This window comes from Kosakonia quasisacchari (assembly GCF_004331415.1).
Taxonomy (GTDB): Bacteria; Pseudomonadota; Gammaproteobacteria; order Enterobacterales; family Enterobacteriaceae; genus Kosakonia; species Kosakonia quasisacchari.
The window spans coordinates 35,201-47,982 of the sequence record NZ_SJOP01000002.1 but is presented as its reverse complement, the minus strand read 5'-3'; the positions used below and the strand labels follow the sequence as shown (position 1 = coordinate 47,982).

12 protein-coding genes are annotated in these 12,782 nt (G+C 54.5%); 3 read left to right on the top strand and 9 right to left on the bottom strand.

Features of this window, described 5'->3' with window-relative positions; genetic code table 11:
- Positions 1 to 25: 25 nt before the first annotated feature.
- Positions 26 to 1,006, bottom strand: a complete 981-nt coding sequence (locus E0L21_RS02400) for a nickel/cobalt transporter (RefSeq protein WP_131406449.1) — start codon at positions 1,004 to 1,006, stop codon at positions 26 to 28.
- Positions 997 to 1,635, bottom strand: a complete 639-nt coding sequence (locus E0L21_RS02395; protein WP_131406448.1) for a DUF1007 family protein — start codon at positions 1,633 to 1,635, stop codon at positions 997 to 999. The genes E0L21_RS02400 and E0L21_RS02395 overlap by 10 nt, the downstream gene beginning before the upstream one ends.
- 124 nt (positions 1,636 to 1,759) lie before the next feature.
- Here E0L21_RS02395 and csiE point away from each other — a divergent pair, with 124 nt between their 5' ends.
- The gene (gene csiE, locus E0L21_RS02390; RefSeq protein ID WP_131406447.1) at positions 1,760 to 3,037 is read left to right on the top strand and encodes a stationary phase inducible protein CsiE; all 1,278 of its coding nucleotides are present in this window, start codon (positions 1,760 to 1,762) and stop codon (positions 3,035 to 3,037) included.
- Here csiE and E0L21_RS02385 read toward each other — a convergent pair.
- Positions 3,034 to 4,176, bottom strand: a complete 1,143-nt coding sequence (locus E0L21_RS02385; protein ID WP_131406446.1) for a 3-phenylpropionate MFS transporter — start codon at positions 4,174 to 4,176, stop codon at positions 3,034 to 3,036. The genes csiE and E0L21_RS02385 overlap by 4 nt on opposite strands.
- Before the next feature lie 127 nt (positions 4,177 to 4,303).
- Complete coding sequence (gene rcnR, locus E0L21_RS02380; RefSeq protein ID WP_017459019.1) at positions 4,304 to 4,576, bottom strand: Ni(II)/Co(II)-binding transcriptional repressor RcnR; 273 nt, start codon at positions 4,574 to 4,576, stop codon at positions 4,304 to 4,306.
- A 143-nt stretch (positions 4,577 to 4,719) separates the two neighbouring features.
- Between rcnR and E0L21_RS02375 the strand changes: the two genes are divergently transcribed.
- Complete coding sequence (locus E0L21_RS02375) at positions 4,720 to 5,589, top strand: nickel/cobalt efflux protein RcnA (RefSeq protein ID WP_131406445.1); 870 nt, start codon at positions 4,720 to 4,722, stop codon at positions 5,587 to 5,589.
- Between the two features lie 46 nt (positions 5,590 to 5,635).
- On the opposite strand, the gene glyA is transcribed toward E0L21_RS02375, so the two are convergent.
- Positions 5,636 to 6,889: a serine hydroxymethyltransferase gene (glyA, locus tag E0L21_RS02370; RefSeq protein WP_131406444.1), complete on the bottom strand. Its 1,254-nt coding sequence runs from the start codon at positions 6,887 to 6,889 to the stop codon at positions 5,636 to 5,638.
- 316 nt (positions 6,890 to 7,205) lie between these two features.
- Between glyA and hmpA the strand changes: the two genes are divergently transcribed.
- Entirely contained in the window at positions 7,206 to 8,396 is a 1,191-nt protein-coding gene (gene hmpA, locus E0L21_RS02360; RefSeq protein ID WP_131406442.1) for an NO-inducible flavohemoprotein, read from the top strand.
- A gap of 36 nt (positions 8,397 to 8,432) precedes the next feature.
- Here the strand turns inward: hmpA and glnB are convergent, their stop codons facing one another.
- From glnB to qseE, 4 genes are all read right to left on the bottom strand, one after another.
- On the bottom strand, positions 8,433 to 8,771 hold the full coding sequence (gene glnB / locus E0L21_RS02355) for a nitrogen regulatory protein P-II (RefSeq protein ID WP_002438074.1): 339 nt from the start codon (positions 8,769 to 8,771) through the stop codon (positions 8,433 to 8,435).
- 74 nt (positions 8,772 to 8,845) lie between these two features.
- Positions 8,846 to 10,183: a two-component system response regulator GlrR gene (glrR, locus tag E0L21_RS02350; protein WP_131406441.1), complete on the bottom strand. Its 1,338-nt coding sequence runs from the start codon at positions 10,181 to 10,183 to the stop codon at positions 8,846 to 8,848.
- Positions 10,180 to 10,917: a two-component system QseEF-associated lipoprotein QseG gene (gene qseG, locus E0L21_RS02345; RefSeq protein WP_131406440.1), complete on the bottom strand. Its 738-nt coding sequence runs from the start codon at positions 10,915 to 10,917 to the stop codon at positions 10,180 to 10,182. The genes glrR and qseG overlap by 4 nt, the downstream gene beginning before the upstream one ends.
- Positions 10,914 to 12,350: a two component system sensor histidine kinase QseE/GlrK gene (gene qseE / locus E0L21_RS02340; RefSeq protein ID WP_165501866.1), complete on the bottom strand. Its 1,437-nt coding sequence runs from the start codon at positions 12,348 to 12,350 to the stop codon at positions 10,914 to 10,916. Before qseE ends, qseG begins: the two co-directional genes overlap by 4 nt.
- Positions 12,351 to 12,782: the final 432 nt, after the last annotated feature.

The following is a 12,782-nucleotide window of genomic DNA, read 5'->3' as shown; positions in this document are numbered from 1 at the left end:
GGTGGTTCGCCGCCACCGGGCACTATCAAAACGGTCGTAATCCGCCGCCCGGCGGTAACGCACTGATCCACATCACTACCGACGCGCTAATTAACAACACACCACCGGCCAGAGCCAGCGTGGTCCAGCCGACCTGCCGCCACAATACCGGCGCACGATCCCCGCTTAATTTCACCGCCAGTTGGCGAAAACCATGCACCAGCAACGCCAGCGAACTGATGGTCAGCGACGTTCCGACCGCCATTGCCAGCGCGGATGCCACACCCCAGCTAAATACGCCAATCACTTTACTGAACAGCAGCACCATAATCGCACCGGAACAGGGGCGCATCCCCATCGACAAAACAATCATCAGCCGCGCGCGCCAGTCCTCACCGCTCTGCAACTGCGATGGTGTGGGTAAATGCTGATGACCGCAACCACAGCCTTCGTGATGCACATGGTGCGCCGTAAAGGCGCGAAATTTCGGTGTTTGTACAAGAGCACGCAGCTTTTTCAACGCTCGCCAGCACAAAAGCCCTCCCAGCATTCCCACCAGTAAGTAACTGCCCTTCTCCAGCCAGTAACCGCTTAAATGCAACTGCCGTGCTGGCAGCGCCAAAATACTCAGCACAACCACCACCAACGCAATCGCCACCAGCCCCTGCAATAATGAAGAGGCCAGCGTTAACCCAATCGCAGATTTCAGTTTTGATGGGTGCGTGGCAAGCCAGGTGGTGATCACCACTTTGCCGTGCCCCGGCCCGAGCGCATGCAGCACGCCATAAGCAAAGCTGAACAGCAGCAGCGCCCCACCCGCCTGATGCGGATTTTCTGCCACCGCTTTCAGTAAGCTGCTCATTTTCATATTCACATCGCGCTGCCAGATAGCGCTTTTCACCATCACCTGCGGCCAGATCTGCCACAGCCACAATGCGGCGACCAGCGCGCATCCCATGAAGAGCAGTAGCGGCCACCAGTGCAATAAGCGTCGTTTTCGCGCTACCGCGCTCAACATCACGGACATGTCAGCGTTACCGTCTGGGCAAATTGTTTTCCGAGTTCCATGTCTTCCTCCGGCGCGTCGGCTTTATCCAGCGACTGGGCGTAATTCAGCACCTCTTCCCCAGGTTTGGGGGTTTGCATTGCCAGTTTACAGCCCTGTGGCGCAGCATCAGGCAATGTCGCGTCACTCTCTTTTGCGTAACTCATATCAACAAAATAGGTGGGATCGAAGGTTGAAAAAGTATACAGCTGGCCGCTGAGCGACTGCGGTTCGGCAAGCGGCAAAATAAATGTCAGCACCGCCTGGTGCGCGACCCGTTCCATGCCATATTCCGTGGGCCGATTAAGAAACTTCACTTTCTGCCCGTGATGCCAGACTTCGGTGAAATAGTGCTGGCCGAGTACGTTCGCCATCACTTCCGCCGCCAGCTTTTTCCAGATCACATCGCCGGGTTTTGCATTTCCGGCGTCGTACAGCAGGTCCGCCGACGTTATTTCGTCCATCGTCCAGCGCATTTTCAGCCCGGTGAACTGCCCGTTATCAACCAAAACTTGCGTTTTCATGCGGATAAAACTGTGCGGATGCGCCATCACTGAAAACGATAAAAGCGCGAGAAACAGGCCACTGGTGCATTGTTTAACTGCTTGCATGTATTCCTCACGTGAAAAATTCTGTGATGTTCTCCGGCAATCCTGAAGGAAAGAGCTGCCGCTGCGCTATCGCTGAGCATACCTTTAACTACGCTTATCAAAAACCCTAACTGGAACCTGACAGATGACTATTGTAATGACACCGCCATCTGCTCTCTCCAGTCCGCAGCGCCGCTGCCAGGTGCTTTTGATGCTCGCTTTGCCGGGGCAACATGTCACCATGGAACATATCAGCGCGATGAATGGAGTAGACGACGCCGTGGCTCGCCGGGATATCGCTGAAATGCAAAGTGAAATTCAGCGCTACCACCGGCTTTCTATCGTCCCCCACCCTCACGGCGGCTTTCGGATTGAGGGCACTCCGCTCGATCAACGCCTGTGCCTGTTGCACTGGCTTCGCCGTGCGCTGCGGCTGTGTCCGCAATTTATCACGCAACAGTTTACCCCAGCGTTAAAAACCGCACTTAAACAGCAAGGCATTGCCCGAACGTTATACGACGATACCAATCTGCTGGCGTTAATTAACCTCTGTTCGCGCCGCCTGCAACGCGCCTTTGAATGCCGGGATATGCAATTTCTGCGTCTCTATTTGCAATATTGTTTACTGCAACATCACCAGGGACATACGCCGGAATTTAATCCGGTTCAACAAGAGTGGGCGCAAATGCGCGCCGAGTATCAGGTGGCACAGGAGATTGTGCGCCACTGGCAGCGCCGCGTTGTCGACTATCCGCAGGAGAATGAGCACCTGTTTTTGTCGCTGTTGTTTATGCTGGTGCGCACGCCCGATCCGCTGCGTGACCAGCAACACCAGGATCGCCGTCTGCAAAAAGCCATCCGCCGGATGATCGCCCGTTTTCACGCTCTGGCGGGGTTGCGCTTCAGCAACGAGCAGGGTTTAAGCGCCCAGCTCTATATTCACATTGCCCAAGCGCTGGATCGCAGCTTGTTTGGCATTGGCATTGATAACAGCCTGCCCGACGAGATCAACCAGCTTTACCCGCGCCTGATGCGAACCACCCGCGATGCATTGCAGGAGCTGGAAGACGAGTACGATTTGCGCTTTAGCGATGAAGAGGCCGGGCTGGTGGCGGTGATTTTCGGCGCCTGGCTGATGCAGGACAGCGATCTGCATGAGAAACAGGTGGTGTTGATTACTGGCGAAGACAGTACGCGCGAACAGCAGATTGAGCAGCAACTGCGTGAATTAACGCTGCTGCCGCTCAGTATTAAATATTTGCCGCTGGCGGAATTTCGTAAGGCCGGTGCCCCGAAAGACGTGACGTTGATTATCACGCCTTACACTACGCCGCTGCCGTTGTTTTCACCGCCGTTGATTCACACTGACGGGCCGCTGAGCGGGCAGCAACAGCGGCATATTCGCGACATGCTGGAAAGTTAGCCAGCCTGCACGGCGACTTTCGGGCGCAGGAACAGTGCCGGAATGGCCAGCACGGCCATGACAAAAAACAGCCCCTGATGCAGATGTTCAAACAGGAAACCGGCGATCATGGTCATCAGCGCAATACTGCCGCCCATCGCGACCGCTGAATAGACCGCTTGCAGGCGAATCACCTCACTCCCCTGACGCGCCGAGATATAGCGCATCGCGGCCAGATGGCAAACGGTGAACGTGCCGCAGTGCAGGATCTGAGCAATAATCAGCCACGGAAGCTCGGTCGTCCAGCCCATCAGGCTCCAGCGTACCAACCCGCAGACGGTGGAAAGCAGCAGCAGATCGCGCGCACTGAAGCGGCGGAACAGCCGGTTGCTGAGCGCGAAAATCACCACTTCTGCCACCACGCCTAACGACCACAAATACCCCACGGTTGAAGCAGAATACCCCGCCGACTGCCAGTAAATGGCGCTGAAGCCGTAATAGGCTGCATGTGCGCCTTGTAGCAGCGACACGCAGGCGAGGAAACGCCAGTTCTGCGCAATCAGTACCCGCCATGCCTGCCAACCTGCGCCGTCCTGCTGACGATTTTCACCCTGCGGCAAAATGGAAGGACGCAGCAGCATACCCAGCAACATGGATGCCGCGCCCAGCGTCAGCAGCGCCAGAATCGCCTGGTAATCAAACAGGCTCACCAGTTTGCCGGTCAACGCCGAACCAATCACAAAAGCAATCGATCCCCACAGCCGCACGCGGCCGTAATCCATAGGAAACTGTTTCTGCCAGGTACCCGCCAGCGCATCGGTGAGCGGCACCAGCGGCGAAAAGAAGAGGTTGAAACCAATGATAATGACCGCCAGCCACGCCACATGAGTTCCGGCGTGGAAAGCCAGCGCGAACAGCAGTGTCGCCAGCGCCAGTACGCGCAGAGCCGTAATCAAGCGGGAAGGATCGCTCACGCGTGGGGCGATGAAAAGGCTGCCAAGAAAACGGGCGACAAGACCGGCACCAAGCAGCATACCGATGATTTCCGGGGTCAGCCCCACGCCTTTGAGCCAGACGCTCCAGAAAGGTAAAAAGATGCCGTAGCTAAAAAAGTAGGTGAAATAAGCGAGCGCCAGCCAGCGCGTGGACTGCAAGACCATGATTTCCTCCTGAATGGAGGCGATAGTCTGGCGATAAATAACAGGGCTGGCAAGTAACAATCAGGCAACACATGCGCTTACCCAATGTTTGCAGGCGAATATCAGCATCCAGGCTGCTCGCCGTTGCTTAGCGGATATAAGAATCGAGAACGCTCAGCACTACATCCAGATCCGCTTCACGCTTAATTTCGTCGTTCTCATGCACGATATGATCGGTCAGATGCCCTTTGATCACCTCGCGCATTAACCCGTTTACTGCGCCACGGATCGCCGCGATTTGCTGCAAAACCTGGGCGCATTCATGGGGCTCGTCGAGCATTTTTTTCAGCGCGGCAACCTGCCCTTCTATTTTGCTCGCCCGCGCTTTTAGCTTTTTCTTGTCCCGGATGGTGTGCGACATACAGACCTCAAATCGACCGTGCTTAAACGAACTTTAGCATACCATGCATCAACTGGGGGGGAGTTTATTTCTACTGGGGGGTAGTATTTTTTACTGGGGGGGAGTAGATTTGAGCGCACAAATTGTTACCGAGAATTATTCTCATGAATGACTTCACCATGCTTTTTCAGCAAGGGAATGCCTGGTTTTTTATTCCAAGCGCTATCCTGCTCGGCGCGCTGCACGGCCTCGAACCGGGGCACTCAAAAACAATGATGGCCGCATTTATCATCGCCATCAAAGGCACTGTTAAACAGGCCGTGATGCTGGGTCTCGCCGCCACGCTGTCGCACACGGTGGTGGTTTGGCTGATTGCGCTCGGAGGCATGTATCTCAGCAACCAATTCACCGCGCAAGCCGTTGAACCCTGGCTGCAAATGGTGTCTGCGGTGGTCATCTTTGGTACGGCGGTGTGGATGTTCCTGCGCACCTGGCAAGGTGAACGTTCGTGGCTCGCCGGGCATCATCACCACCACGATCATGACCACAGCCACGCGCATCGCGCGCCCAGCATGGTGCTTCAACCCGTTACACACGCCCGAGTTACCGCACAGCCAACAATTCTGTCGCTGCGTAAAGTGACCAAAGAGGAGGAGTATCAGGATGCGCACGAGCGGGCGCACGCGCGGGATATTGAGCGGCGTTTTACCGGCGGTGAAGTGACAAACGGGCAGATCCTGCTATTTGGTTTAACTGGCGGCCTCATCCCCTGCCCGGCGGCTATCACTATTTTGCTGATCTGTATTCAATTGAAAGCCATCACGTTGGGCGCAACGCTGGTAGTCAGCTTCAGTATTGGTCTCGCACTGACACTGGTTGCGGTTGGCGTTGGCGCGGCAATCAGCGTACAGCAAGCGGCAAAACGCTGGTCTGGATTCAACACCCTGGCGCGTAAGGCGCCCTATTTTTCCAGTGCGCTTATCGCACTTGTCGGCATTTATATGGGTATTCACGGTTATAGCGCACTGCAATAAGGCATAAAAAAACCCGCCGCAGCGGGTTTTTCAGACCTGAATAAATTTATGCGTAAACCGGGAAGCGGGCGCAGATATCCAGAACTTTCTGTTTAGTGCGCTCAATAACAGCTTCGTCATTGATGCTATCCAGCACGTCACACATCCAGCCAGCCAGTTCCTTCACTTCCGCTTCTTTGAAGCCACGACGAGTGACCGCCGGGCTACCGATACGGATACCGGAGGTAACAAACGGGCTCTTCGGATCGTTCGGCACGCTGTTTTTGTTCACGGTGATGTTCGCACGGCCCAGCGCGGCATCCGCTTCTTTACCGGTCAGGTTCTTATCAACCAGGTCCAGCAGGAACAGGTGGTTTTCAGTACCGCCAGACACCACTTTGTAGCCACGGTTCAGGAACACTTCCACCATCGCTTTGGCGTTTTTGGCAACCTGCTGCTGATAAACTTTAAACTCTGGCTCCATCGCTTCTTTCAGTGCCACCGCTTTTGCCGCGATAACGTGCATCAGCGGGCCGCCCTGCGCGCTTGGGAAAACAGCGGAGTTCAGCTTTTTGTACAGCTCTTCGTCACCGCCTTTCGCCAGGATCAGACCACCGCGCGGACCCGCCAGGGTTTTATGGGTGGTGGTGGTCACAACGTGCGCATGCGGAACCGGGTTCGGGTAAACGCCAGCGGCAATCAGACCCGCAACGTGTGCCATGTCAACGAACAGGTAAGCACCGATGCTGTCGGCGATTTCACGCATTTTTGCCCAGTCAACGATACCGGAGTAAGCAGAGAAACCACCGATAATCATCTTCGGTTTATGCTCTTTCGCCTGCTTCGCCATGTCTTCGTAGTCAATTTTACCGGACTCATCAATACCGTAAGGGATGATGTTGTACAGTTTGCCAGAGAAGTTAACCGGGGAGCCGTGAGTCAGGTGACCGCCCTGCGCCAGGTTCATACCCAGAACGGTATCGCCCGGTTGCAGCAGCGCAGTGTAGACCGCGAAGTTCGCCTGTGAACCGGAGTGCGGCTGTACGTTCGCGTAGTCAGCGCCAAACAGCTCTTTCGCGCGATCAATCGCCAGTTGTTCAACGATATCCACATACTCGCAACCGCCGTAGTAGCGTTTGCCCGGGTAGCCTTCGGCGTATTTGTTCGTCAGCTGAGAACCTTGAGCCTGCATTACACGCGGGCTGGTGTAGTTTTCGGAGGCGATCAGTTCAATGTGTTCTTCCTGACGTACTTTTTCCTGCTCCATAGCCTGCCACAGTTCGGCATCATAATCGGCAATGTTCATTTCACGCTTTAACATCCGCATCTCCTGACTCAGCTAACAAAACAACTCTAAACGAGGGCCCAATTTGGGGGACGGCCCACAGTATAACTGATTAATATTCTGATAACAGGTCTTGACAAAGGTTTTTACGCAAACGATTGGCTCCGCGTCAGGCAAGGGTTTGAGCGATAACGACGTTGCCCGCGAAAGCGGATTTCTTTTCAGGTTTGTGATGCAACTTATTCACGATGTAAATCCCTTTACATTGTCCACTCTTTACAAGCCAAGGCGCCGCGCTATAAGATGCATTTAAAATGCAACTTTAAAATAATCTGCAAAAAAGGAAGCAATTATGCTCGACGCTCAAACCATCGCTACGGTCAAAGCCACTCTTCCCTTGCTGGCGGCAACTGGCCCCAAACTCACTGCCCATTTTTATGACCGGATGTTCACTCACAACCCGGAACTGAAAGAGATTTTCAATATGAGCAACCAGCGCAACGGCGATCAGCGTGAAGCGCTGTTCAACGCCATTGCCGCTTACGCCAGCAATATTGATAATCTTGCCGCACTGCTGCCGGCGGTTGAAAAAATCGCCCAGAAGCACACCAGCTTCCAGATCCAGCCGGAACAGTACAACATCGTTGGCACACACCTGCTGGCGACGCTGGACGAGATGTTCAGCCCCGGACAGGAAGTGTTGGACGCCTGGGGAAAGGCCTACGGCGTACTGGCGGGTGTCTTTATCAACCGTGAAGCGCAAATCTACAGCGAACACGCCGAAAAAGCGGGCGGCTGGCAAGGCACGCGCGCATTTCGCCTGGTAGAGAAAAAACCGCAGAGCGCGCTTATCACCAGTTTTGAATTCGAACCGGTCGACGGCCAGCCGGTCGCCGCTTATCAACCAGGGCAATATCTTGGTGTCTGGCTGAAACCTGAAGGTTTCGCCAATCAGGAGATCCGCCAGTACTCCCTGACCCGCAAGCCTGACGGCAAAAGCTACCGTATCGCGGTAAAACGAGAAGAAGGTGGCCAGGTTTCTAACTCGCTGCATAACAGCGCAAAAGTGGGCGACATTGTGTATCTTGCGGCACCTGCCGGGGATTTCTTTATTGATGTACAGAGCAACACGCCGGTCACGCTGATCTCCGCCGGTGTAGGTCAAACCCCGATGCTGGCGATGCTCGACAGCCTTTCTAAATCGCAGCATGCCGCACAGGTAAACTGGTTCCACGCTGCGATGAATGGCGACGTACATGCTTTTGCCGATGAAGTGAGCAAACTCGGTGCGTCGCTGAACCATTTTTATCAGCATGTTTGGTATCAACAGCCGGCGGCGGCTGAGGTGAATAGCGGTCGCTATCACAGTGAAGGGTTGATGGATTTACGCGTGCTGGAAGGGAAGTTCAGCGATCCGGCGATGCAGTTTTATCTCTGCGGCCCGGTCGGTTTTATGCAATTTGTCGCTCAACAGCTGGTCGCGCTTGGCGTGAACAAAGAGAGCATTCATTACGAATGCTTTGGCCCGCATAAGGTGCTGTAAAGCAGACTCCCTCACCCTGCGGGGTGAGGGAAGAAATTAGATTGCGGCGTCGTCTTCTTCGCCGGTACGGATACGCACCACGCGCGCGACATCAAAGACGAAAATCTTGCCATCGCCGATTTTACCGGTCTGAGCAGTACGGATAATGGTGTCCACGCAGGTATCAACGATGTCGTCAGTCACGACAATTTCAATCTTCACCTTCGGCAGAAAATCCACCATATACTCCGCGCCACGGTAAAGTTCAGTGTGGCCTTTCTGGCGACCAAAACCTTTCACTTCCGTTACCGTCATCCCGGTGATGCCGACTTCAGCCAGCGCTTCACGTACGTCATCCAGTTTGAAAGGTTTAATAATCGCATCAATCTTTTTCATGGTCGTTCCTTACACGCTCTTGCCAGTCTGCTGCATCGTAATCGGTTGCTCACAGTACCATAATCATTTCGCCATTACTCTTTAAAGTCATTGGCGTCCAGCTCATGGCGGGAGAGCAGTTTATAAAATTCGGTGCGGTTACGCCCCGCCATTCGCGCGGCATGCGTGACATTGCCCTTGGTGATTTGCAGCAGCTTACGCAGGTAGTTCAGTTCAAACTGATTACGCGCTTCGACAAAGGTCGGCAGCGCGGTATTTTCCCCTTCCAGCGCCTGCTCCACCAGCGCATCACTGATAACGGGCGATGAGGTAAGCGCCACGCATTGTTCAATGACGTTAACCAACTGTCGCACGTTGCCAGGCCAACTGGCGGTCATCAAACGCTTCATAGCATCGGTAGAAAATGCACGAACAAAAGGTTTATGCCTTTCTGCCGACTGTTTTAGCAAGTGATTGGCCAGCAGCGGAATGTCTTCCGCACGTTCAGCCAGCGCCGGGATCTTCAGGCTCACCACATTCAGCCGATAGTAGAGATCTTCGCGAAACTCGCCGCGCGCCATCGCTTTCGGTAAATCACGGTGCGTGGCTGAAATGATGCGCACATTAATATCAATATCGCGGTTGCTACCGAGCGGGCGCACTTTGCGCTCCTGCAACACGCGTAACAATTTGACCTGCAACGGAATCGGCATATCGCCAATCTCATCGAGGAACAGCGTGCCGCCCTCCGCCGCCTGAAACAGCCCCTCGCGGCTGCTGACCGCGCCGGTAAACGCCCCGCGCGCGTGACCGAACAACTCAGATTCCAATAACTGTTCCGGCAACGCGCCGCAGTTAATGGCGATAAACGCACTTTTGCTGCGCGGACTGGCGTTATGAATCGCCTGCGCGAGCACCTCTTTCCCGGTACCGCTCTGGCCGTTAATCAATAAGCTCACGTCAGACTGCGCCACCATCCGCGCCTGCTCCAGCAGACGCAGCATCACCGGGCTACGGGTGACAATGGTCTCGCGCCACTGTGAGTCCATCGTCGATCCGCTGTGCTCCAGCGCATCATCAATCGCTTTATACAGCGCGTCCTTGTCCACCGGTTTGGTCAGAAAGCTGAACACGCCCTGCTGTGTTGCGGCTACCGCGTCGGGAATCGAACCGTGCGCCGTCAGGATAATCACCGGCATGCCCGGCTGTACGCGCTGGATTTCGGCAAACAACTGCATACCGTCCATCTCGTCCATGCGCAGATCGCTTATCACCAGATCGACCTTTTCCCGCGCGAGAATGCGTAACCCTTCCTGCCCACTTTCCGCCGTGACGATGCTATAGCCTTCGCTGGTGAGGCGCAGCCCTAGCAGTTTTAACAGCCCCGGATCGTCATCAACCAGCAACAGATGGGCAGGTTTACGGCTGGTCATGGTTTCACATCCTCCTGAGTGCCGTCGCTTTTAGACGGGTGAGCGCTGTCCGGCAGGTCGGTGGCGGCGGGTTTATTACGCGTGGAGAGACGCCGTTCGATATCGGTGAGATTTTCCAGTTTGCGTGTAGTCGTTTCCAGTTGTTCGCGCAGAAATTGTTGCTGCTGGCGCAAACTATCAAGCTCGCTATCCGCTGATTGCTGTAACTTCGCGTAACGGGCACGCTCTTCCGCCAGTTGCAATTGGGCTTTTTCACCATCACGCCAAAGCTCAAATAATGGGCGAACCTGCGTAGGAATAGTGGGGCTTAATGCGCCTAGCCGCTCAGTATATTCACGTCGCTCAAGCGGCGAAATTTTAGCGTTAGACAGCAAAATGCCGCGCCTAAACGTGGCCTGCCAGTTATCGTCAGACCAGGTACGTGCTTCGGCACGCGCTGCGGCGGGCGATAAGCGCTGCGCACAATCCATACCGCGCAGCCAGTAAAGCGGGTTGGTGTCGACGTTCTGACCGGACAGTGACCAGATATCGTCGCAATCTGTGGACAAGAAATCGGCCAATTGATGTTCAGGGAGCCGTTCTTCCTGGGTGTCATGAATCGCGCTTTGCGTTTTTTGCGCAACGCACCCCGCCAACAGCAGACAGGGAAATACGCGAAGCCAGGCGTTTTGCTGTGTAACCGCGTTAACCACGCGGGAAAAAACATGCGACATACTCACCAGATTTAGATTCATTGAGTGGATGCTTCCGGCGCATTGAGAGGAAGCTCAATACGGAAACAGACATCAGCTTTGCTGCTCGCCACCAGATGCAGTTCGCCTTGCATACGGCGAATGCAGTCTCTGGCAATGCTTAGCCCTAACCCGCTGCCTTTCACCGCCCCTTTTCGCTGGTGGCTACCCTGAAAGAACGGTTCGAAGATCATTTCACGCTCCGTTTCAGGGATTGGCGTACCGGTATTTGCCACGTCGATACAGAGCCGTGCGTTGGCAGTATAGCTGTGCAGAGAAATGTTACCGGATTCAGCACCATAGTGCACCGCGTTGGAGTAAAGATTATCCAGCACGCTCATCAGCAACATCGGTTCAGCCTGACAGGTCGCCACATCAAGGGCGACATCGGTATGCATCATTTTAGCTCGCGCAGGCAAACTGTGGGCAGAGATCACCATTTCTATCAGTGGCGCAAGTTCAACGGTTTCCAGTTCCACTGAACCCTCGGCCAGCTTGCGGTTGTAATCCAGCAACTGTTCAATCAGTTTTTGCAAATTGCGACTGCTGTCGTCAAGGATCTCCACCACCTCTTTCTGTTCCACCGTCAGCGGCCCGACCACCTGATCGGCCAGTAGCTCGGTGCCTTCGCGCATACTGGCAAGCGGCGTTTTTAGTTCGTGGGAAAGATGGCGTAAGAATTGGTGGCGCTGTGATTCAAGCCAGGCCAGCCTTTCGCTCAGCCAAAGGATCCGCTCTCCTACATAACGCAACTCACGCGGGCCTTTAAAGACAACGCTGCGGCCCAGGGTTCTCCCCTCGCCTAAGCGGTTAATCATCCGCTCGATGCCCTTCACCGGGCCGATGATCATGCGGGTAAACAGCAGCACCAGCGCCAGGCTCACCAGAAACAGTACCAGCGCCTGCCAGCCGAAAAACTGGCCGCGTTCGGCAATTTCCAGTTGGAGCTGTTGCCCGCGGGAAAAGACCACCGCGCGCGTCGATTGCACCATTTCGGTATTGGCGGCGGCAAACGCTTCAAGCTGCGCAGAGGACTCGGCTGTCGGGCCGCTATTTTTGCATTGTAACTGGGCGAGCGCGTTTAAATCCTGGCGCAGCGCCTGGTAAAGTTTATCGTCAGGGAGCACGCCGGCGTGGGCATCGAGCATCTCGGTATAGCGCTTACGCTGATTCTGGTACACGCGCGCCAGGGTGGCGTCATCCAGCACGCAGTACTGCCGGTAGCTCCGCTCCATTTCCAGAGCGGCATTGGTCATTGCTTCACTACGACGTGCGTCAATCAACGTTGTGCGGTTGGTCTGCAACGCCTGCGCGCTCAGTGCATTCAGGCTTTGCCACGCCTGCCAGGCTAATACCAGCAGCGGCAACAGAATTAACAAAAACGCCATCATAACCAGTTGGCGAAGCGAGCGGGGGAAAACGGGCCAGCGTTTCAAGGCAGTACTCTCGCAATAAAAGGTACAGAGATGCTAACCGATTTGCCAAAAGCCAGAAACAACAAAGCCGGGGATTAACCCGGCTTTGTTATGAAATTAGGCGGTGCCTAACTCGACGTTTCGCCCGATGTCTGATAAAGCAGTGCAATAATCAGCAGGTGGACGGCAGGCACCTTTACGTGCGTCATTCGAAGTTTATGTAGCGCGTCCCGAAGGGGCTGACATAAGAAGGTGAATGAGCCACTGCTTAATATTATGCAGGTATTGTGCCAACTTACCAACATTTAATTTAATCTATTGATTATAATGCATTTAATATTTCAAATATGAAAATGTGATGTGCTTAACATTTCAACAACCTGTCGCTATTTAGCAACACGCTCATAGCATCAAAAATAAATCATTTATAATCAATAAATTAAATGTCTCCTT